Below are 20,709 nucleotides of genomic sequence, written 5' to 3'. Positions count from 1 at the left end.
AAGAAAGGGGAAATCAGTCACAATGGCAAACGTAACATTATTTGACCAAACTGGTAAAGAAGCTGGCCAAGTTGTTCTTAACGATGCAGTATTTGGTATCGAACCAAATGAATCAGTTGTGTTTGATGTGATCATCAGCCAACGCGCAAGCCTTCGTCAAGGAACACACGCTGTTAAAAACCGCTCTGCAGTATCAGGTGGTGGACGCAAACCATGGCGTCAAAAAGGAACTGGACGTGCTCGTCAAGGTTCTATCCGCTCACCACAATGGCGTGGTGGTGGTGTTGTCTTCGGACCAACTCCACGTTCATACGGCTACAAACTTCCACAAAAAGTTCGTCGCCTAGCTCTTAAATCAGTTTACTCTGAAAAAGTTGCTGAAAACAAATTCGTAGCTGTAGACGCTCTTTCATTTACAGCTCCAAAAACTGCTGAATTTGCAAAAGTTCTTGCAGCATTGAGCATCGATTCTAAAGTTCTTGTTATCCTTGAAGAAGGGAATGAATTCGCAGCTCTTTCAGCTCGTAACCTTCCAAACGTGAAAGTTGCAACTGCTACAACTGCAAGTGTTCTTGACATCGCAAATAGCGACAAACTTCTTGTCACACAAGCAGCTATCTCTAAAATCGAGGAGGTTCTTGCATAATGAATTTGTATGATGTTATCAAAAAACCTGTAATCACTGAAAGCTCAATGGCTCAACTTGAAGCAGGGAAATATGTATTTGAAGTTGACACTCGTGCACACAAACTTTTGATCAAGCAAGCTGTTGAAGCTGCTTTCGAAGGTGTTAAAGTTGCCAACGTTAACACAATCAACGTAAAACCTAAAGCTAAACGTGTTGGACGTTACACTGGTTTTACTAACAAAACTAAAAAAGCTATCATCACACTTACAGCTGATTCAAAAGCAATCGAGTTGTTTGCTGCTGAAGCTGAATAATCTAAGGAGGAAATATCGTGGGAATTCGTGTTTATAAACCAACAACAAACGGTCGCCGTAATATGACTTCTTTGGATTTCGCTGAAATCACAACAAGCACTCCTGAAAAATCATTGCTTGTTGCATTGAAGAGCAAGGCTGGTCGTAACAACAACGGTCGTATCACTGTTCGTCACCAAGGTGGTGGACACAAACGTTTCTACCGTTTGGTTGACTTCAAACGTAACAAAGACAACGTTGAAGCAGTTGTTAAAACTATCGAGTACGATCCAAACCGTTCTGCAAACATCGCTCTTGTACACTACACTGACGGTGTGAAAGCATACATCATCGCTCCAAAAGGTCTTGAAGTAGGGCAACGTATCGTTTCAGGTCCAGAAGCAGATATCAAAGTCGGAAACGCTCTTCCACTTGCTAACATCCCAGTTGGTACTTTGATCCACAACATCGAGTTGAAACCAGGTCGTGGTGGTGAATTAGTACGTGCTGCTGGAGCATCTGCTCAAGTATTGGGTTCTGAAGGTAAATACGTACTTGTTCGTCTTCAATCAGGTGAAGTTCGTATGATTCTTGGAACTTGCCGTGCTACAGTTGGTGTTGTCGGAAACGAACAACATGGACTTGTAAACCTTGGTAAAGCAGGACGTAGCCGTTGGAAAGGTATCCGCCCAACAGTTCGTGGTTCTGTAATGAACCCTAACGATCACCCACACGGTGGTGGTGAAGGTAAAGCACCAGTTGGTCGTAAAGCACCATCTACTCCATGGGGCAAACCTGCTCTTGGTCTTAAAACTCGTAACAAGAAAGCGAAATCTGACAAACTTATCGTTCGTCGTCGCAACGAGAAATAATATTAAACTAGTCGCTTAAGCAACTAGTAAATCCGCCAGCTCGGTAGCGCTCCATGTGAGCGCAAGCCGCTGTGGTACAACATTTAAAGGAGAAAATATAAAAATGGGACGCAGTCTTAAAAAAGGACCTTTCGTCGATGAGCATTTGATGAAAAAAGTTGAAGCTCAAGCTAACGACGAAAAGAAAAAAGTTATTAAAACTTGGTCACGTCGTTCAACGATCTTCCCAAGTTTCATTGGTTACACTATTGCAGTTTATGACGGACGTAAACACGTACCTGTTTACATCCAAGAAGACATGGTAGGTCACAAACTTGGTGAATTTGCACCAACTCGTACTTACAAAGGTCACGCTGCAGACGACAAGAAAACACGTAGAAAATAAGGAGAACATAAATGGCAGAAATTACTTCAGCTAAAGCAATGGCTCGTACAGTACGTGTTTCACCTCGTAAATCACGTCTTGTTCTTGATAACATCCGTGGTAAAAGCGTAGCCGATGCAATCGCAATCTTGACATTCACTCCAAACAAAGCTGCTGAAATCATCTTGAAAGTTTTGAACTCAGCTGTAGCTAACGCTGAAAACAACTTTGGTTTGGATAAAGCTAACTTGGTAGTATCTGAAGCATTCGCAAACGAAGGACCAACTATGAAACGTTTCCGTCCACGTGCGAAAGGTTCAGCTTCACCAATCAACAAACGTACAGCTCACATCACTGTAGCTGTTGCAGAAAAATAAGGAGGTAAAATCGTGGGTCAAAAAGTACATCCAATTGGTATGCGTGTCGGCATCATCCGTGATTGGGATGCCAAATGGTATGCTGAAAAAGAATACGCGGATTACCTTCATGAAGATCTTGCAATCCGTAAATTCGTTCAAAAAGAACTTGCTGACGCAGCAGTTTCAACTATTGAAATCGAACGCGCAGTGAACAAAGTTAACGTTTCACTTCACACTGCTAAACCAGGTATGGTTATCGGTAAAGGTGGTGCTAACGTTGATGCACTCCGTGCAAAACTTAACAAATTGACTGGAAAACAAGTACACATCAACATCATCGAAATCAAACAACCAGATTTGGATGCTCACCTTGTAGGTGAAGGAATTGCTCGTCAATTAGAGCAACGTGTTGCTTTCCGTCGTGCACAAAAACAAGCAATCCAACGTGCAATGCGTGCTGGAGCTAAAGGAATCAAAACTCAAGTTTCAGGTCGTTTGAACGGTGCAGATATCGCCCGTGCTGAAGGATACTCTGAAGGAACTGTTCCACTTCACACACTTCGTGCAGATATCGATTACGCTTGGGAAGAAGCAGATACTACATACGGTAAACTTGGTGTTAAAGTATGGATCTACCGTGGTGAAGTTCTTCCAGCTCGCAAAAACACTAAAGGAGGTAAATAACCAATGTTAGTACCTAAACGTGTTAAACACCGTCGTGAATTCCGTGGAAAAATGCGCGGTGAAGCAAAAGGTGGAAAAGAAGTAGCATTTGGTGAATACGGTCTTCAAGCTACAACTAGCCACTGGATTACTAACCGCCAAATCGAAGCTGCTCGTATCGCCATGACTCGTTACATGAAACGTGGTGGTAAAGTTTGGATTAAAATCTTCCCACACAAATCATACACTGCTAAAGCTATCGGTGTGCGTATGGGATCTGGTAAAGGGGCACCTGAAGGTTGGGTAGCACCAGTTAAACGTGGTAAAGTGATGTTCGAAATCGCTGGTGTATCTGAAGAGATTGCACGCGAAGCACTTCGTCTTGCTAGCCACAAATTGCCAGTTAAATGTAAATTCGTAAAACGTGAAGCAGAATAAGGAGAAGGCATGAAACTTAATGAAGTAAAAGAATTTGTTAAAGAACTTCGTGGTCTTTCTCAAGAAGAACTCGCGAAGCGCGAAAACGAATTGAAAAAAGAATTGTTTGAACTTCGTTTCCAAGCTGCTACTGGTCAATTGGAACAAACAGCTCGCTTGAAAGAAGTTAAAAAACAAATCGCTCGTATCAAAACAGTTCAATCTGAAGCGAAATAATAGACTAGGGAAGGAGAAATTTCAATGGAACGCAATAATCGTAAAGTTCTTGTTGGACGTGTTGTATCTGACAAAATGGACAAGACAATCACAGTTGTAGTTGAAACAAAACGTAACCACCCAGTCTATGGTAAACGTATTAACTACTCTAAAAAATACAAAGCACATGATGAAAACAATGTTGCCAAAGAAGGCGATATCGTACGTATCATGGAAACTCGTCCGCTTTCAGCTACAAAACGTTTCCGTCTTGTAGAAGTTGTTGAAGAAGCGGTCATCATCTAATCAAGCCTGAAAGGAGAAAACTGAAATGATTCAAACAGAAACTCGTTTGAAAGTCGCAGACAACAGCGGTGCACGCGAAATCTTGACTATCAAAGTTCTTGGTGGTTCTAAACGTAAATTTGCGAACATCGGTGATGTCATTGTGGCATCTGTAAAACAAGCTACTCCTGGTGGTGCGGTTAAAAAAGGTGACGTTGTAAAAGCTGTTATCGTTCGTACTAAATCAGGTGCTCGTCGTGCTGATGGTTCATACATCAAATTTGACGAAAACGCAGCAGTTATCATCCGTGAAGACAAAACTCCTCGCGGAACACGTATCTTTGGCCCAGTTGCACGTGAATTGCGTGAAGGTGGCTTCATGAAGATCGTGTCACTTGCTCCAGAAGTACTTTAATTTTTAGAAACAAACTAGTCCCCTAGCTTCAAGCTAGGGTGCCCTTATGGGCGTAAGAAAAATCAAGGAGAAATCTAATGTTTGTAAAAAAAGGCGACAAAGTTCGCGTAATCGCTGGTAAAGATAAGGGAACAGAAGCTGTTGTCCTTACTGCCCTTCCAAAAGTAAACAAAGTTATCGTTGAAGGTGTTAACATCGTTAAGAAACACCAACGTCCAACTAACGAGCTTCCTCAAGGTGGTATCATTGAGAAAGAAGCAGCTATCCACGTATCAAATGTTCAAGTATTGGATAAAAATGGTGTAGCTGGTCGTGTTGGTTACAAATTTGTAGACGGTAAAAAAGTTCGCTACAACAAAAAATCAGGCGAAGTGCTTGATTAATCACGAAGGAAAGGAGAAGTATAATGGCAAATCGTTTAAAAGAAAAATATCTTAATGAAGTAGTTCCTGCTTTGACAGAACAATTTAACTACTCATCAGTGATGGCTGTGCCTAAAGTAGATAAGATCGTTTTGAACATGGGTGTTGGTGAAGCTGTATCAAACGCTAAAAGCCTTGAAAAAGCTGCTGAAGAATTGGCACTTATCTCAGGTCAAAAACCACTTATCACTAAAGCTAAAAAATCAATCGCCGGCTTCCGTCTTCGTGAAGGTGTTGCGATCGGTGCAAAAGTTACCCTTCGTGGTGAACGTATGTACGAATTCTTGGATAAATTGGTTTCAGTTTCACTTCCACGTGTACGTGACTTCCACGGTGTTCCAACAAAATCATTTGACGGACGCGGAAACTACACACTTGGTGTGAAAGAACAATTGATCTTCCCAGAAATCAACTTCGATGACGTTGACAAAACTCGTGGTCTTGACATCGTTATCGTAACAACTGCTAACACTGACGAAGAGTCACGTGCATTGCTTACAGGCCTTGGGATGCCTTTTGCAAAATAATATAGGAGGTAAATCTAATGGCTAAAAAATCAATGATTGCTAAGAACAAACGTCCAGCGAAGTTCTCTACTCAAGCTTATACTCGTTGTGAAAAATGTGGTCGTCCACATTCAGTTTACCGCAAATTTAAACTTTGCCGTGTTTGCTTCCGTGAATTAGCTTACAAAGGACAAATTCCTGGTGTAACAAAAGCATCTTGGTAATTTAAGATATCAAGGGCGTCAAAACTCCAAGTGAAAATAGGAAACTTGACGAAGAAACTGAAGTTTCTAGGAAAGTTTATCTTTTTCACACAGAGTTTAGCCCGGGTTCAGTTGGGCTTGCCAATTTGAACCCAAGCTACAGCTTTGGCAAAAAAGACCAATTTTCTTTGGAGCATCGCTCCTGCATCAAATTGCCTATTTTTGCTCTTGCTGTTACGCTCTTTGTATCATGTATTAACTAGCAAGTGCAACTTGCAAACTACTAGTAAGAGGAGAAAAACAAAATGGTTATGACTGACCCAATCGCAGACTTCCTAACTCGTATTCGTAACGCTAACCAAGCGAAACACGAAGTACTTGAAGTACCTGCATCAAACATCAAAAAAGGGATTGCTGAAATCCTTAAACGCGAAGGTTTTGTAAAAAACGTTGAAATCATCGAAGATGACAAACAAGGCATCATCCGTGTATTCCTTAAATACGGACCAAACGGTGAAAAAGTTATCACTAACTTGAAACGTGTTTCTAAACCAGGACTTCGTGTCTACAAAAAACGTGAAGACCTTCCAAAAGTTCTTAACGGACTTGGAATTGCTATCCTTTCAACTTCTGAAGGTTTGCTTACTGATAAAGAAGCACGCCAAAAGAATGTTGGTGGGGAAGTTATCGCTTACGTTTGGTAATATTTAGCTCCCAATTTCTTTGTGACTCTTCGTTATCGTCTCTTGCCTAACCCAAAGTTATACCTGCGAGACGATGCCTAGATTCACTTTGAAATTGAAACCTAAATGTTCCTTTAAATCGAGAAATCGATTTAACCCCCGTGAAAACTGGCCGTTCTGGCCTGACAATTTAACAGGAGAAATTAAACATGTCACGTATTGGTAATAAAGTTATCGTGTTGCCTGCTGGTGTTGAAATCACTAACAATGACAACGTTGTAACTGTAAAAGGACCTAAAGGAGAACTTACTCGTGAGTTCTCAAAAGATATTGAAATCCGTGTGGAAGGTACTGAAGTAACTCTTCACCGTCCAAACGATTCAAAAGAAATGAAAACTATCCACGGAACTACTCGTGCCCTTTTGAACAACATGGTTGTTGGTGTATCAGAAGGATTCAAGAAAGAACTTGAAATGCGCGGGGTTGGTTACCGTGCACAACTTCAAGGATCTAAACTTGTTTTGGCTGTTGGTAAATCTCATCCAGACGAAGTTGAAGCTCCAGAAGGAATTACTTTTGAACTTCCAAACCCAACAACAATCGTTGTTAGCGGAATTTCAAAAGAAGTAGTTGGTCAAACAGCTGCTTACGTACGTAGCCTTCGTTCACCAGAACCATATAAAGGTAAAGGTATCCGTTACGTTGGTGAATTCGTTCGCCGTAAAGAAGGTAAAACAGGTAAATAATGTTGAGTGGTTGATCATCAACCACCAACCTATTTTCCAACTTTGTGCATAGCACACGATTTAAAACTAAAGAGGTGAAAACTGTGATTTCAAAACCAGATAAAAACAAACTCCGCCAAAAACGCCACCGTCGCGTTCGCGGAAAACTCTCTGGAACTGCTGATCGCCCACGTTTGAACGTATTCCGTTCTAATACAGGCATCTACGCTCAAGTGATTGATGACGTAGCGGGTGTAACGCTCGCAAGTGCTTCAACTCTTGACAAAGAAGTTTCAAAAGGAACTAAAACTGAACAAGCCGTTGCTGTCGGTAAACTCGTTGCAGAACGTGCAAACGCTAAAGGTATTTCAGAAGTGGTGTTCGACCGCGGTGGATATCTATATCACGGACGTGTGAAAGCTTTGGCTGATGCAGCTCGTGAAAACGGATTGAAATTCTAATAGGAGGACACTAGAAAATGGCATTTAAAGACAATGCAGTTGAATTAGAAGAACGCGTAGTTGCTGTCAACCGTGTTACAAAAGTTGTTAAAGGTGGACGTCGTCTTCGTTTCGCAGCTCTTGTTGTTGTTGGTGACCACAATGGTCGCGTAGGATTTGGTACTGGTAAAGCTCAAGAAGTTCCAGAAGCAATCCGTAAAGCAGTAGAAGATGCTAAGAAAAACTTGATTGAAGTTCCTATGGTTGGAACAACAATCCCACACGAAGTTCTTTCAGAATTTGGTGGAGCTAAAGTATTGTTGAAACCTGCTGTAGAAGGTTCTGGAGTTGCCGCTGGTGGTGCAGTTCGTGCCGTTGTGGAATTGGCAGGTGTGGCAGATATTACATCTAAATCACTTGGTTCTAACACTCCAATCAACATTGTTCGTGCAACTGTTGAAGGTTTGAAACAATTGAAACGCGCTGAAGAAGTTGCTGCCCTTCGTGGTATTTCAGTTTCTGATTTGGCATAAGAAAGGGGATAAAATGGCTCAAATTAAAATTACTTTGACTAAGTCTCCAATCGGACGCATTCCATCACAACGTAAAACTGTTGTAGCACTTGGACTTGGCAAATTGAACAGCTCTGTTATCAAAGAAGACAACGCTGCTATCCGTGGTATGATCACTGCAGTATCTCACTTGGTAACAGTTGAAGAAGTAAACTAATGAATTTTTAGGGGATGTGGCAATACTCATCCCCTAAAACTAGATATAGTCATCTAAGATGACGAATGTATAGGCGAGTTGATAAGGGAGACAACCTTTTCTCTCTTATCGGCGCTAGCATTTTACAAAAGAGGAGAAAATAATAATGAAACTTCATGAATTGAAACCTGCAGAAGGTTCTCGTAAAGTACGTAACCGTGTTGGTCGTGGTACTTCATCAGGTAACGGTAAAACATCTGGTCGCGGTCAAAAAGGTCAAAAAGCTCGTAGCGGTGGCGGAGTTCGCCTTGGTTTTGAAGGTGGACAAACTCCATTGTTCCGTCGTCTTCCAAAACGTGGATTCACTAACATCAACGCTAAAGAATACGCAATTGTAAATCTTGATCAATTGAACGTCTTTGAAGATGGTACTGAAGTTACTCCAGTTGTTCTTATCGAAGCAGGAATTGTAAAGGCTGAAAAATCAGGTGTTAAAATTCTTGGTAACGGTGAGTTGACTAAGAAATTGTCTGTGAAAGCAGCTAAATTCTCAAAAACAGCTGAAGAAGCTATCACTGCTAAAGGTGGTTCAGTAGAAGTCATCTAGAGAGGTGACCTATGTTTTTTAAATTATTAAAAGAGGCCCTCAAGGTTAAGAAAGTACGATCAAAAATTCTCTTTACGATTTTTATCATACTTGTCTTCCGTATCGGGACTAGTATTACTGTACCAGGTGTGAATGCAAAAAGTCTGGAAGCTTTGAGTGGATTATCCTTCTTGAACATGCTTAGTTTAGTTTCAGGGAATGCCATGAAGAACTTCTCGGTTTTTGCACTCGGTGTGAGTCCGTATATCACAGCTTCCATCGTTGTTCAATTGCTACAAATGGATATTGTTCCAAAGTTTGTAGAGTGGGGCAAGCAGGGGGAAGTAGGACGGAGAAAGATAAACCAAGCGACTCGTTATATTGCGCTTGTACTTGCGTTTGTGCAATCAATCGGAATCACTGCTGGTTTTAATACTCTATCTGGTGCAAAATTATTAACGACAGATCTAACCCCTCAAGTCTTTGTTACGATTGGTATTATCCTGACTGCAGGTACTATGATTGTTACTTGGCTAGGGGAGCAAATCACTGATAAGGGATATGGTAACGGGGTGTCTATGATTATCTTTGCAGGGATTGTGGCTTCAATTCCAGAGATGATTCATGGCATCTACGTGGACTATTTTGTCAATATTCCAAGTGATCGGTTGACGTCATCTATTATATTTGTCGTTATTCTCATTATCGCTGTCTTGTTGATTGTTTACTTTACAACATATGTACAACAGGCAGAATATAAAATTCCGATCCAATATACAAAAGTTGCTCAAGGTGCTCCATCCAGTTCTTACCTTCCTTTGAAGGTCAATCCTGCTGGTGTTATCCCAGTTATCTTTGCAAGTTCCATTACAGCAGCACCTGCGGCTATTCTTCAGTTTGTCAGTGCTACAGGTCATGATTGGGCTTGGGTACGTACAGCACAGGAAATGTTATCTACAACATCTCCAACAGGTGTTGCCATGTATGCACTGCTGATTATTCTCTTTACATTCTTCTATACATTTGTACAGATCAATCCAGAGAAAGCAGCAGAAAACTTGCAAAAGAGCGGAGCCTATATCCATGGTGTCCGTCCAGGTAAAGGAACGGAAGAGTTTATGTCAAAACTTCTTCGTCGCCTTGCAACCGTCGGTTCCCTTTTCCTTGGTGTGATTTCAATCTTGCCGATTGTAGCAAAAGATGTCTTTGGGCTCTCAGAAGCGGTTGCTTTTGGGGGAACTAGTCTTTTGATCATTATTTCGACAGGTATCGAAGGAATCAAACAGCTAGAAGGTTACCTATTGAAACGTAAGTATGTTGGTTTCATGGACAAAACAGAATAAAAGCAAGACTACTTTTGCTTAGAGAGTGGAGTATGAAGGTCTACCTATAAGAGAGACTTTCGTCTCCCCTCTTCTATTTTGTTTTTAAATAGGAGTTGAAACTAGCTTTTTGCTTCTATTTAAATACAAAATAAGGAGATCAGATCATGAATCTTTTGATTATGGGCTTACCTGGAGCAGGTAAGGGAACGCAAGCAGCTAAAATTGTGGAACAATTCCACGTGGCACACATTTCAACTGGAGATATGTTCCGTGCTGCTATGGCAAATCAAACTGAAATGGGTCTACTTGCAAAGTCATACATCGACAAAGGTGAGTTGGTTCCAGATGAAGTTACAAATGGTATTGTTAAAGAACGCCTGTCACAGGATGATATCAAAGAAACAGGTTTCTTGTTAGATGGTTACCCACGTACGATTGAACAAGCTCATGCCTTGGATAAAACATTGGCTGAACTTGGTATTGAATTGGAAGGTGTGATCAACATTGAAGTGAATCCAGACTGTCTCTTGGAACGTTTGAGTGGCCGTATCATCCACCGCGAAACAGGTGAAACCTTCCACAAAGTTTTCAACCCACCAGTTGACTACAAAGAAGAAGATTACTACCAACGTGAAGATGATAAACCTGAGACAGTGAAACGTCGCTTGGATGTGAATATCGCCCAAGGTGAACCAATCATTGCTCACTACCGTGCCAAAGGTTTGGTTCACGATATTGAAGGAAATCAAGATATCAATGATGTGTTCAAAGACATCGAAAAAGTATTGACAAATTTGAAATAAAGCGTTTTTCACACTTGCAAAAAATCGCTACAAATGTTATACTGAGATAGTCTGACTTATAATTGTTGTCTCTGTGTCTAGAGGCATCAAATCGAAATTTATGGAGGTGCTTTTGCGTGGCAAAAGACGATGTGATTGAAGTTGAAGGCAAAGTAGTTGATACAATGCCTAACGCAATGTTTACGGTTGAACTTGAAAATGGACATCAGATTTTAGCAACAGTTTCTGGTAAAATTCGTAAAAACTATATTCGTATTTTAGCGGGAGATCGTGTTACTGTCGAGATGAGTCCATATGACTTGACACGTGGACGTATCACTTACCGCTTTAAATAATCGAAAAACTTGGAGGGATAAGAAATGAAAGTAAGACCATCGGTCAAACCAATTTGCGAATACTGTAAAGTAATTCGTCGTAATGGTCGTGTTATGGTAATTTGCCCAGCAAATCCAAAACACAAACAACGTCAAGGATAAGATAGAAAGGAGAAAACATGGCTCGTATTGCTGGAGTTGACATTCCAAATGACAAACGCGTAGTAATCTCATTGACTTACGTTTATGGTATCGGACTTGCAACATCTAAGAAAATTTTGGCTGCTGCTGGAATCTCAGAAGATGTTCGTGTACGTGACCTTACATCAGATCAAGAAGATGCTATCCGTCGTGAAGTGGATGCAATCAAAGTTGAAGGTGACCTTCGTCGTGAAGTAAACTTGAACATCAAACGTTTGATGGAAATCGGTTCTTACCGTGGTATTCGTCACCGTCGTGGACTTCCTGTCCGTGGACAAAACACTAAAAACAACGCTCGCACTCGTAAAGGTAAAGCTGTTGCGATTGCTGGTAAGAAAAAATAATATAGGAGGTAAAAGTCTTGGCTAAACCAACACGTAAACGTCGTGTGAAAAAGAATATCGAATCTGGTATTGCTCATATTCACGCTACATTTAATAACACTATTGTTATGATTACTGATGTGCATGGTAATGCAATTGCTTGGTCATCAGCAGGTGCTCTTGGTTTCAAAGGTTCTCGTAAATCTACACCATTCGCTGCTCAAATGGCTTCTGAAGCTGCTGCTAAATCTGCACAAGAACACGGTCTTAAATCAGTTGAAGTTACTGTAAAAGGTCCAGGTTCTGGTCGTGAGTCAGCTATTCGTGCGCTTGCTGCCGCTGGTCTTGAAGTAACAGCAATTCGTGATGTGACTCCAGTGCCACACAATGGTGCTCGTCCTCCAAAACGTCGCCGTGTATAATCATTGCATTACACTGCTTTTCGTTTAAGAGGGAGTAACTAAATGATCGAGTTTGAAAAACCAAATATAACAAAAATTGATGAAAATAAAGATTATGGCAAGTTTGTAATCGAACCACTTGAACGTGGCTACGGTACAACTCTTGGTAACTCTCTTCGTCGTGTACTACTAGCTTCTCTACCAGGAGCAGCAGTGACATCTATCAACATTGAAGGTGTCTTGCATGAGTTTGACACAGTTCCCGGTGTTCGTGAAGACGTGATGCAAATCATTCTGAACATTAAAGGGATTGCAGTGAAATCATACGTTGAAGACGAAAAAATCATTGAACTTGACGTTGAAGGTCCTGCTGAAATTACAGCTGGAGATATTTTGACTGACAGTGATATTGAGATTGTAAATCCAGATCATTATCTCTTTACGATCGGTGAAGGTTCTTCTCTAAAAGCGACGATGACTGTTAACAGTGGTCGTGGATATGTACCTGCTGATGAAAACAAAAAAGATAATGCACCAGTTGGAACACTTGCTGTAGATTCTATTTATACACCAGTTACAAAAGTCAACTATCAAGTTGAACCTGCTCGTGTAGGTAGCAATGATGGATTTGACAAATTAACCCTTGAAATCTTGACTAATGGAACAATTATTCCAGAAGATGCTTTAGGGCTTTCAGCACGTATCTTGACAGAACATCTTGATTTGTTTACAAATCTTACTGAGATTGCTAAGTCAACTGAAGTGATGAAAGAAGCTGATACTGAATCTGACGATCGTATTTTGGATCGGACGATTGAGGAACTGGACTTGTCTGTGCGTTCATACAACTGTTTGAAACGTGCCGGTATCAACACTGTGCATGATTTGACAGAAAAATCTGAAGCAGAGATGATGAAAGTACGAAATCTTGGACGCAAGAGTTTGGAAGAAGTGAAACTCAAACTCATTGACTTGGGTCTTGGATTAAAAGATAAATAAAGGAGGAATACATGGCTTACCGTAAACTAGGACGCACCAGCTCACAACGTAAAGCAATGCTTCGCGATTTGACAACTGACCTTTTGATCAACGAATCAATCGTGACAACTGAAGCTCGTGCTAAAGAAATCCGTAAAACTGTTGAAAAAATGATTACTCTAGGTAAACGTGGTGATTTGCATGCACGTCGTCAAGCAGCTGCTTTTGTACGTAATGAAATCGCATCTGAAAACTATGATGAAGCAACTGATAAGTACACTTCTACTACAGCACTTCAAAAATTGTTCTCAGAAATCGCACCTCGTTATGCTGAACGTAACGGTGGATACACTCGTATCCTTAAAACTGAACCACGTCGTGGTGATGCTGCGCCAATGGCGATCATCGAATTAGTATAAAATCATCAATTTTGTTGAGTGTTATGATGATGGAGTCTTGTGCTCTTAGTCTAGCTCTGGTCTACCGCTGGGACTTCGGTCCTAGCGGGAACACTCATCATCATTTGATAGGGTAGACGCTTGTTTACGAAATTGTTTTTTGTTTAAGAACAACTTCGTAAGCAGGCGTTTTTTAGTATTTTTTACGGAAATATGCTATACTAGGGAAAAAGAAAATCAAAAACGTTCAGGTTTTCTAATAATCGTAGAAATGGGGTATAAGGATGAAAGCTATTATTACAGTGGTTGGCAAGGACAAGGCTGGTATTGTTGCAGGCGTGTCTACGAAGATTGCAGAGTTGGGTTTGAATATTGATGATATTTCTCAAACAGTACTGGATGAGTATTTCACCATGATGGCAGTCGTATCAAGTGATGAAAAACAAGATTTTACCTCTCTCAGAAATGAGTTTGAAAACTTTGGCAAAACACTGAATGTCAAAATCAATATTCAAAGTGCAGCGATTTTTGATGCTATGTACAATATCTAGGAGGTAGCCATGGATATTAGACAAGTTACTGAAACCATTGCCATGATTGAGGAGCAGAACTTTGATATCAGAACCATTACCATGGGCATTTCCCTTTTGGACTGTATTGATCCAGACATCGAACGTGCTGCTGAAAAAATTTACCAAAAAATCACAACTAAAGCTGCAAATCTAGTGGCTGTAGGAGATGAAATTGCTGCAGAACTTGGGATTCCTATTGTCAATAAACGAGTATCGGTGACTCCGATTTCATTGATTGGGGCGGCAACTGATGCGACGGACTATGTCGTTTTGGCAAAGGCTCTTGACAAGGCTGCCAAGGAGATTGGTGTTGACTTTATCGGTGGTTTTTCGGCCTTGGTACAAAAAGGCTACCAAAAAGGAGATGAGATTCTCATCAATTCTATCCCACGCGCTCTAGCTGAGACAGACAAGGTTTGTTCGTCTGTTAATATCGGCTCAACCAAGTCAGGCATCAACATGACTGCAGTTGCAGATATGGGACGCACCATCAAGGAAACAGCTGCGTTATCAGATATGGGTGCGGCCAAGTTAGTCGTATTTGCTAATGCTGTTGAGGACAATCCTTTTATGGCAGGGGCTTTCCACGGTGTTGGCGAAGCAGATGTTATCATCAATGTCGGGGTTTCGGGTCCTGGTGTGGTCAAGCGTGCCTTGGAAAAAGTTCGTGGACAGAGCTTTGATGTAGTGGCTGAAACAGTCAAGAAAACAGCCTTTAAGATTACTCGTATCGGTCAATTAGTTGGTCAGATGGCTAGCGAGAGACTTGGTGTTGACTTTGGAATTGTCGACCTAAGTTTGGCACCTACCCCTGCGGTAGGTGATTCTGTGGCACGTGTCCTTGAGGAAATGGGGCTAGAAACAGTTGGAACACACGGGACAACTGCTGCACTGGCTCTCTTGAACGATCAGGTCAAGAAAGGTGGTGTTATGGCTTGTAACCAGGTCGGTGGCTTATCAGGGGCTTTTATTCCTGTATCTGAAGATGAGGGTATGATTGCTGCGGTGCAAAATGGCTCTCTGAATTTAGAAAAGCTAGAAGCCATGACGGCTATCTGTTCTGTTGGACTGGATATGATTGCCATTCCAGAAGATACGCCTGCTGAAACCATTGCAGCTATGATTGCGGATGAGGCGGCAATTGGTGTCATTAACATGAAGACAACGGCCGTCCGTATCATTCCAAAGGGCAAAGAAGGCGATATGATTGAGTTTGGTGGTTTGCTAGGAACAGCTCCAGTTATGAAAGTCAATGGGGCTTCGTCTGTTGATTTTATCTCTCGCGGTGGCCAAATTCCAGCTCCAATCCATAGTTTTAAAAATTAATAAAAAAGAGAGGATTTAAGATGAGTTTAAGGATGACTGTGTATACTATAATCATTAAATAAAGACCTCCTAACTTTATTTAATTAGAATCCTAAACTTTTTCATAATAATCTCCTAGGAAAGCTACCGTTAGGGTAGCTTTTCTTGTGGAAAAATTAAAAGAAAGGGCTTTACTTTTGAATGCCAAATATTTCTTTGATCCATGGTATAATAGAAGAAAATGGAGGATAGAAAATGTCTAAAGTAAGATTGTACTTGATCCGTCATGGTAAAACGATGTTTAACACGATTGGACGTGCTCAAGGATGGAGTGATACACCTCTGACAGCAGAAGGTGAGTTGGGAATCCATAAGCTGGGAATTGGTTTGAGAGAGTCTGGTTTGCAGTTTGACCGCGCTTATTCCAGTGATTCAGGGCGCACCATTCAAACCATGGGAATTATCCTGGAAGAACTTGGCTTGCAGGGGAAAATCCCTTACCGCATGGACAAGCGAATCCGTGAGTGGTGTTTTGGTAGTTTTGATGGGGCCTATGATGGGGACCTCTTTATGGGGTTGATTCCGAGAATTTTCAATGTAGAACATGTTCATCAGTTGTCCTATGCGGAACTAGCAGAAGGCTTGGTAGAGGTTGATACAGCTGGCTGGGCAGAAGGTTGGGAAAAACTCAGTGGTCGAATCAAGGAAGGCTTTGAAGCGATTGCCAAAGAAATGGAAGAACAAGGTGGGGGCAATGCTCTTGTCGTAAGCCATGGAATGACGATTGGGACCATTGTGTATCTAATCAATGGCATGCATCCGCATGGTCTCGATAATGGTAGCGTGACCATTCTTGAATATGAGGATGGCCAGTTTAGAGTTGAAGTTGTCGGCGACCGTAGTTATCGAGAGCTCGGACGTGAGAAGATGGAAGAAAATAAGCATTGATAGAAGATAGCTCCTCAGAGGAGCTAATTTTTTTATTCAGCTAAGCAAGAGTGCTTTTAGAGCCAACCTTTCTTGATAAGGGAGGGGAAAAGATTCTTTCTCGACTTTCAAATTCCCCCAAAAATGGTATAATAGTAACATCACAAAATTGGAGAGAGACCATGAGTTTTTACAATCATAAAGAAATTGAGCCTAAGTGGCAGGGCTACTGGGCAGAACATCATACATTTAAGACAGGAACAGATGCCTCAAAACCGAAGTTTTATGCGCTTGACATGTTCCCTTACCCGTCTGGAGCAGGTCTGCACGTAGGACACCCAGAAGGCTACACAGCGACTGATATCCTTAGCCGTTACAAACGTGCCCAAGGTTACAATGTCCTTCACCCAATGGGGTGGGATGCTTTTGGTTTGCCTGCAGAGCAATACGCCATGGATACAGGGAATGACCCAGCTGACTTTACAGCGGAAAACATTGCCAACTTTAAACGCCAAATCAATGCGCTTGGATTCTCTTACGACTGGGACCGTGAAGTCAACACCACAGATCCAAACTACTACAAGTGGACACAATGGATTTTCACGAAGCTCTACGAAAAAGGCTTGGCCTATGAAGCGGAAGTACCAGTAAACTGGGTTGAGGAACTAGGAACAGCCATTGCTAACGAAGAAGTGCTTCCTGATGGAACTTCTGAGCGTGGTGGCTATCCCGTTGTCCGCAAACCAATGCGCCAATGGATGCTTAAAATCACGGCCTATGCAGAGCGCTTGCTTAATGACTTGGATGAGTTGGATTGGCCAGAGTCTATCAAGGACATGCAACGTAACTGGATTGGCAAATCAACTGGTGCCAATGTAACTTTCAAAGTGAAAGGGACTGACAAGGAATTCACCGTCTTTACTACTCGTCCTGATACTCTTTTCGGTGCGACTTTCACTGTCTTAGCTCCTGAGCATGAACTGGTAGATGTCATCACAAGCCCAGAGCAAGCTGATGCAGTTGCGGACTATAAACACCAAGCTAGCCTCAAGTCAGACTTGGCTCGTACTGACCTTGCCAAAGAAAAAACAGGGGTTTGGACTGGTGCTTATGCCATCAACCCTGTCAATGGCAAGGAAATCCCAATCTGGATTGCAGACTACGTTCTTGCTAGCTATGGGACAGGTGCTGTTATGGCTGTGCCTGCCCATGACCAACGTGACTGGGAATTTGCTAAACAATTTGACCTTCCAATCGTAGAAGTACTTGAAGGTGGGAACGTTGAAGAGGTTGCTTACACAGAAGACGGCCTTCACATCAATTCAGACTTCCTAGATGGCCTTAACAAAGAAGACGCTATTGCTAAGATTGTGGCTTGGTTGGAAGAGAAAGGCTGCGGACAAGAGAAGGTGACCTACCGTCTCCGCGACTGGCTCTTTAGCCGTCAGCGCTACTGGGGTGAGCCAATCCCAATCATTCATTGGGAAGATGGGACTTCAACAGCTGTTCCTGAAAGTGAATTGCCACTTGTCTTGCCTGTAACCAAGGACATCCGCCCTTCAGGTACTGGTGAAAGCCCATTGGCTAACTTGACTGACTGGTTGGACGTGACGCGTGAAGATGGCGTTAAAGGCCGTCGCGAAACCAATACTATGCCACAATGGGCAGGTTCAAGCTGGTACTACCTCCGCTATATCGACCCACATAACACAGAAAAATTGGCCGATGAGGATCTCCTCAAACAATGGTTGCCAGTAGATATCTACGTGGGTGGGGCAGAGCATGCTGTGCTTCACTTGCTCTACGCTCGTTTCTGGCACAAATTCCTCTATGACCTTGGTGTTGTACCTACTAAAGAGCCATTCCAAAAACTCTTTAACCAAGGAATGATCTTGGGTACAAGCTACCGTGACCACCGTGGGGCTCTTGTGGCAACTGATAAGGTTGAAAAACGTGATGGTTCCTTCTTCCATGTAGAAACAGGAGAAGAATTGGAGCAAGCGCCAGCTAAGATGTCTAAATCGCTCAAGAACGTTGTCAACCCAGACGATGTGGTGGAACAATACGGTGCCGATACCCTTCGTGTCTATGAAATGTTCATGGGACCGCTTGACGCTTCGATTGCTTGGTCAGAAGAAGGTCTGGAAGGAAGCCGTAAGTTCCTTGACCGTGTTTACCGTTTGATTACAAGTAAAGAAATTGTTGCGGAAAATAATGGTGCTCTTGACAAGGTTTATAACGAAACCGTTAAATCTGTTACTGAGCAAATCGAATCCATGAAATTCAACACAGCCATTGCCCAACTTATGGTCTTTGTCAACGCTGCTAACAAGGAAGATAAGCTTTATGTAGACTACGCCAAAGGCTTTATCCAATTGATTGCCCCATTTGCACCTCACTTGGCAGAAGAACTCTGGCAAACAGTCGCAGCAACAGGAGAATCTATCTCTTATGTGACTTGGCCAACATGGGACGAAAGCAAATTGGTTGAAGACGAAATCGAAATCGTCGTTCAAATCAAAGGAAAAGTCCGTGCCAAACTCATGGTCGCTAAAGACCTATCACGCGAAGAATTGCAAGAAATCGCTCTAGCGGATGAAAAAGTTAAAGCAGAAATTGATGGTAAGGAAATCGTGAAGGTGATTGCGGTACCTAACAAACTCGTTAATATCGTTGTGAAATAACGAGTTTATTAGCCCTATCTGCCATCTTTAATAGTCCACTGGACTATTGAAGCCAACTAAATTGGTTAATATTGCTGTAAAATTACCGATTTAGTTGCTGATTTCCAACCTCAAACAGTTTCCCAAACTGTTTGAGCCAACTAAACTCGTTAATATCGTTGTGAAATAAGAAATGAATCCTTCAGAGGTAGAATCTGGAGGATTTTTTGAATTTTTTCATGAAAGTATGATATACTATGTGCAATTATAAAGTTTGAAAAGCGAAACAAGGAGAAAACTATGCCAGTAAACGAATATGGTCAGATGATTGGTGAGTCAATGGAAGGTTATACATCAGGTGAACTACCTTCCATTGATTTCTTAGAAGGACGTTATGCTCGGATAGAGGCTCTTTCTGTGGAAAAGCATGCGGAGGATTTGCTAGCTGTTTATGGTCCAGATACTCCTCGGGAGATGTGGACCTACCTTTTTCAGGAGCCAGTGGCAGATATGGAGGAACTGGTTGCCATTTTAAATCAGATGTTGGCTCGTAAGGACCGTTTTTTCTACGCTATCTTGGATAGGGAGACGGGTAAGGCCTTGGGAACATTTTCTCTCATGCGAATTGATCAGAATAACCGAGTAATAGAAGTGGGTGCTATCACCTTTTCACCAGCTCTTAAGGGGACGAGGATAGGGACAGAAGCTCAGTATCTCTTGGCTCGCTATGTTTTTGAGGAGCTTAACTATCGCCGCTATGAGTGGAAATGCGATGCCTTAAATTTGCCATTAAGACGAGCAGCAGAGCGTTTGGGCTTTGTCTATGAAGGAACCTTCCGCCAGGCCGTCGTTTATAAGGGGTGCACTCGAGATACGGATTGGTTGTCTATGATTGATAAGGACTGGCCCCAAGTCAAAACTCGCTTGGAAATGTGGCTGGCTCCTGAAAACTTTGATAAAGATGGACGGCAGTATAGGAGCTTAAGAGAATTCTGAGAGGTGATGACATGATTACCGTTAGAAAGCAAGAAATTGTCAAGCTAGAGGATGTTTTGCATCTCTATCAGGCAGTCGGATGGACAAATTATACACATCAACCTCAGATGCTGGAGAAGGCCTTGTCTCACTCATTAGCAATTTATCTGGTACTTGATGGTGATGCCGTGGTGGGCTTGGTTCGTTTGGTTGGAGATGGTTTCTCATCGATTTTTGTCCAGGATTTGATCGTTTTGCCTGGCTATCAGCGCCAAGGGATTGGTAGCGACTTGATGAAAGAGGCTTTAGAGGATTTTAAAGATGCCTATCAAGTCCAACTGGTGACAGACCAAACAGAGAAAAAATTGGGATTCTACCGTTCACTGGGTTTTGAAACCTTATCTACTTATGATTGTACGGGAATGATTTGGGTGGATCGAAAAAAATAAAAAATTTTGTTTTTTCTTAAGTAAAGTTTAAGTCTCCTCGTGTATCATATAGTTATTAAATAAAGACCTCCTAACTTTATTTAATGAAATCCCAAACTTTTCTTTTTCATCATAATCTCCTAAAGAAGTCACCCAATCAGGTGGCTTTTTTGTTGCTTGAGAAAGGAAATTCCATTTGGAAAAAATTTTTTAAAAAATAATGAATCAGAGAAAAAGTTAAGGTAATTTTAAGTCTCCTCATGTATCATATAGTCATTAGATAAAGACCTCCTAACTTTATTTAATGAAAT

Annotated in this window: 33 protein-coding genes; all 33 read left to right on the top strand. The window is 41.8% G+C overall.

The genetic code is table 11. From position 1 onward, the window contains the following. The first annotated feature begins 22 nt into the window (after window positions 1-22). A complete protein-coding gene (gene rplD, locus FQT28_RS08960) occupies window positions 23-646 on the top strand; it encodes a 50S ribosomal protein L4 (RefSeq protein WP_000024537.1) in 624 nt (207 codons plus the stop codon). Beyond that, window positions 646-942: a 50S ribosomal protein L23 gene (locus tag FQT28_RS08955; RefSeq protein WP_001055347.1), complete on the top strand. Its 297-nt coding sequence runs from the start codon at window positions 646-648 to the stop codon at window positions 940-942. The genes rplD and FQT28_RS08955 overlap by 1 nt, the downstream gene beginning before the upstream one ends. A 17-nt stretch (window positions 943-959) precedes the next feature. Continuing rightward, a complete protein-coding gene (rplB, locus tag FQT28_RS08950; RefSeq protein WP_000512911.1) occupies window positions 960-1,793 on the top strand; it encodes a 50S ribosomal protein L2 in 834 nt (277 codons plus the stop codon). 103 nt (window positions 1,794-1,896) lie between these two features. Next, the gene (gene rpsS / locus FQT28_RS08945) at window positions 1,897-2,178 is read left to right on the top strand and encodes a 30S ribosomal protein S19 (RefSeq protein ID WP_000533766.1); all 282 of its coding nucleotides are present in this window, start codon (window positions 1,897-1,899) and stop codon (window positions 2,176-2,178) included. Window positions 2,179-2,189: 11 nt separating this feature from the next. After that, window positions 2,190-2,534, top strand: coding sequence for a 50S ribosomal protein L22 (gene rplV, locus FQT28_RS08940; protein WP_000818137.1), 345 nt, complete (start codon window positions 2,190-2,192; stop codon window positions 2,532-2,534). Between the two features lie 12 nt (window positions 2,535-2,546). Beyond that, window positions 2,547-3,200 (top strand): 30S ribosomal protein S3, encoded by a 654-nt coding sequence (rpsC, locus tag FQT28_RS08935; protein ID WP_000529936.1) that lies wholly within the window; start codon window positions 2,547-2,549, stop codon window positions 3,198-3,200. A 3-nt stretch (window positions 3,201-3,203) separates the two neighbouring features. Beyond that, window positions 3,204-3,617 carry a 50S ribosomal protein L16 gene (rplP, locus tag FQT28_RS08930; RefSeq protein WP_000960946.1) on the top strand — a complete coding sequence of 138 codons (414 nt, stop codon included), beginning with the start codon at window positions 3,204-3,206 and terminating at the stop codon, window positions 3,615-3,617. A 9-nt stretch (window positions 3,618-3,626) separates the two neighbouring features. Further along, on the top strand, window positions 3,627-3,833 hold the full coding sequence (rpmC, locus tag FQT28_RS08925; RefSeq protein WP_000772918.1) for a 50S ribosomal protein L29: 207 nt from the start codon (window positions 3,627-3,629) through the stop codon (window positions 3,831-3,833). Window positions 3,834-3,857: 24 nt separating this feature from the next. Next, a complete protein-coding gene (rpsQ, locus tag FQT28_RS08920) occupies window positions 3,858-4,118 on the top strand; it encodes a 30S ribosomal protein S17 (RefSeq protein ID WP_000440801.1) in 261 nt (86 codons plus the stop codon). A 25-nt stretch (window positions 4,119-4,143) separates the two neighbouring features. After that, a complete protein-coding gene (rplN, locus tag FQT28_RS08915; RefSeq protein WP_000616548.1) occupies window positions 4,144-4,512 on the top strand; it encodes a 50S ribosomal protein L14 in 369 nt (122 codons plus the stop codon). A gap of 77 nt (window positions 4,513-4,589) precedes the next feature. Next, window positions 4,590-4,895 carry a 50S ribosomal protein L24 gene (rplX, locus tag FQT28_RS08910; protein ID WP_000497691.1) on the top strand — a complete coding sequence of 102 codons (306 nt, stop codon included), beginning with the start codon at window positions 4,590-4,592 and terminating at the stop codon, window positions 4,893-4,895. A gap of 23 nt (window positions 4,896-4,918) precedes the next feature. Continuing rightward, complete coding sequence (gene rplE, locus FQT28_RS08905; RefSeq protein ID WP_000013542.1) at window positions 4,919-5,461, top strand: 50S ribosomal protein L5; 543 nt, start codon at window positions 4,919-4,921, stop codon at window positions 5,459-5,461. Between the two features lie 17 nt (window positions 5,462-5,478). Continuing rightward, window positions 5,479-5,664, top strand: a complete 186-nt coding sequence (locus tag FQT28_RS08900; RefSeq protein WP_001085697.1) for a type Z 30S ribosomal protein S14 — start codon at window positions 5,479-5,481, stop codon at window positions 5,662-5,664. Window positions 5,665-5,948: 284 nt separating this feature from the next. Further along, window positions 5,949-6,347 carry a 30S ribosomal protein S8 gene (gene rpsH, locus FQT28_RS08895; RefSeq protein ID WP_000245504.1) on the top strand — a complete coding sequence of 133 codons (399 nt, stop codon included), beginning with the start codon at window positions 5,949-5,951 and terminating at the stop codon, window positions 6,345-6,347. Between the two features lie 188 nt (window positions 6,348-6,535). Further along, a complete protein-coding gene (gene rplF, locus FQT28_RS08890) occupies window positions 6,536-7,072 on the top strand; it encodes a 50S ribosomal protein L6 (protein ID WP_000086626.1) in 537 nt (178 codons plus the stop codon). An 83-nt stretch (window positions 7,073-7,155) separates the two neighbouring features. Then, complete coding sequence (gene rplR / locus FQT28_RS08885) at window positions 7,156-7,512, top strand: 50S ribosomal protein L18 (RefSeq protein ID WP_000624044.1); 357 nt, start codon at window positions 7,156-7,158, stop codon at window positions 7,510-7,512. Window positions 7,513-7,529: 17 nt separating this feature from the next. Further along, window positions 7,530-8,024, top strand: a complete 495-nt coding sequence (gene rpsE / locus FQT28_RS08880) for a 30S ribosomal protein S5 (protein ID WP_000874204.1) — start codon at window positions 7,530-7,532, stop codon at window positions 8,022-8,024. Window positions 8,025-8,037: 13 nt separating this feature from the next. Next, complete coding sequence (rpmD, locus tag FQT28_RS08875) at window positions 8,038-8,220, top strand: 50S ribosomal protein L30 (protein ID WP_000057241.1); 183 nt, start codon at window positions 8,038-8,040, stop codon at window positions 8,218-8,220. A 145-nt stretch (window positions 8,221-8,365) separates the two neighbouring features. Further along, window positions 8,366-8,806: a 50S ribosomal protein L15 gene (gene rplO / locus FQT28_RS08870; protein ID WP_143989968.1), complete on the top strand. Its 441-nt coding sequence runs from the start codon at window positions 8,366-8,368 to the stop codon at window positions 8,804-8,806. Window positions 8,807-8,817: 11 nt separating this feature from the next. Beyond that, window positions 8,818-10,128 (top strand): preprotein translocase subunit SecY, encoded by a 1,311-nt coding sequence (secY, locus tag FQT28_RS08865; RefSeq protein ID WP_038805841.1) that lies wholly within the window; start codon window positions 8,818-8,820, stop codon window positions 10,126-10,128. A gap of 146 nt (window positions 10,129-10,274) precedes the next feature. Continuing rightward, on the top strand, window positions 10,275-10,913 hold the full coding sequence (locus FQT28_RS08860) for an adenylate kinase (RefSeq protein WP_038804633.1): 639 nt from the start codon (window positions 10,275-10,277) through the stop codon (window positions 10,911-10,913). A gap of 116 nt (window positions 10,914-11,029) precedes the next feature. Beyond that, a complete protein-coding gene (gene infA / locus FQT28_RS08855; protein ID WP_001029883.1) occupies window positions 11,030-11,248 on the top strand; it encodes a translation initiation factor IF-1 in 219 nt (72 codons plus the stop codon). A 24-nt stretch (window positions 11,249-11,272) separates the two neighbouring features. Further along, complete coding sequence (rpmJ, locus tag FQT28_RS08850; RefSeq protein ID WP_001808836.1) at window positions 11,273-11,389, top strand: 50S ribosomal protein L36; 117 nt, start codon at window positions 11,273-11,275, stop codon at window positions 11,387-11,389. Between the two features lie 17 nt (window positions 11,390-11,406). Further along, window positions 11,407-11,772, top strand: coding sequence for a 30S ribosomal protein S13 (rpsM, locus tag FQT28_RS08845; RefSeq protein ID WP_000090781.1), 366 nt, complete (start codon window positions 11,407-11,409; stop codon window positions 11,770-11,772). A 17-nt stretch (window positions 11,773-11,789) separates the two neighbouring features. Beyond that, entirely contained in the window at window positions 11,790-12,173 is a 384-nt protein-coding gene (gene rpsK, locus FQT28_RS08840) for a 30S ribosomal protein S11 (protein ID WP_001118385.1), read from the top strand. A 42-nt stretch (window positions 12,174-12,215) separates the two neighbouring features. Next, a complete protein-coding gene (locus FQT28_RS08835) occupies window positions 12,216-13,151 on the top strand; it encodes a DNA-directed RNA polymerase subunit alpha (protein ID WP_000568993.1) in 936 nt (311 codons plus the stop codon). An 11-nt stretch (window positions 13,152-13,162) separates the two neighbouring features. Next, window positions 13,163-13,549, top strand: a complete 387-nt coding sequence (rplQ, locus tag FQT28_RS08830) for a 50S ribosomal protein L17 (RefSeq protein ID WP_000331493.1) — start codon at window positions 13,163-13,165, stop codon at window positions 13,547-13,549. Window positions 13,550-13,812: 263 nt separating this feature from the next. Further along, the gene (locus FQT28_RS08825) at window positions 13,813-14,079 is read left to right on the top strand and encodes an ACT domain-containing protein (protein WP_084975975.1); all 267 of its coding nucleotides are present in this window, start codon (window positions 13,813-13,815) and stop codon (window positions 14,077-14,079) included. 9 nt (window positions 14,080-14,088) lie between these two features. Beyond that, window positions 14,089-15,426 (top strand): PFL family protein, encoded by a 1,338-nt coding sequence (locus FQT28_RS08820; RefSeq protein WP_084975976.1) that lies wholly within the window; start codon window positions 14,089-14,091, stop codon window positions 15,424-15,426. A gap of 234 nt (window positions 15,427-15,660) precedes the next feature. Then, window positions 15,661-16,353, top strand: a complete 693-nt coding sequence (locus tag FQT28_RS08815; RefSeq protein ID WP_143989967.1) for a histidine phosphatase family protein — start codon at window positions 15,661-15,663, stop codon at window positions 16,351-16,353. Window positions 16,354-16,514: 161 nt separating this feature from the next. Next, window positions 16,515-19,016, top strand: a complete 2,502-nt coding sequence (leuS, locus tag FQT28_RS08810) for a leucine--tRNA ligase (RefSeq protein ID WP_143989966.1) — start codon at window positions 16,515-16,517, stop codon at window positions 19,014-19,016. 279 nt (window positions 19,017-19,295) lie between these two features. Next, window positions 19,296-19,991 carry a GNAT family N-acetyltransferase gene (locus FQT28_RS08805; protein ID WP_143989965.1) on the top strand — a complete coding sequence of 232 codons (696 nt, stop codon included), beginning with the start codon at window positions 19,296-19,298 and terminating at the stop codon, window positions 19,989-19,991. An 11-nt stretch (window positions 19,992-20,002) separates the two neighbouring features. Next, the gene (locus FQT28_RS08800; protein ID WP_143989964.1) at window positions 20,003-20,419 is read left to right on the top strand and encodes a GNAT family N-acetyltransferase; all 417 of its coding nucleotides are present in this window, start codon (window positions 20,003-20,005) and stop codon (window positions 20,417-20,419) included. The last annotated feature ends 290 nt before the right edge of the window (window positions 20,420-20,709 follow it).

The sequence above is a fragment of the Streptococcus oralis genome, from assembly GCF_901543815.1.
GTDB lineage: Bacteria > Bacillota > Bacilli > Lactobacillales > Streptococcaceae > Streptococcus > Streptococcus oralis_CM.
This window is presented reverse-complemented; position numbering and strand designations above follow the sequence as displayed.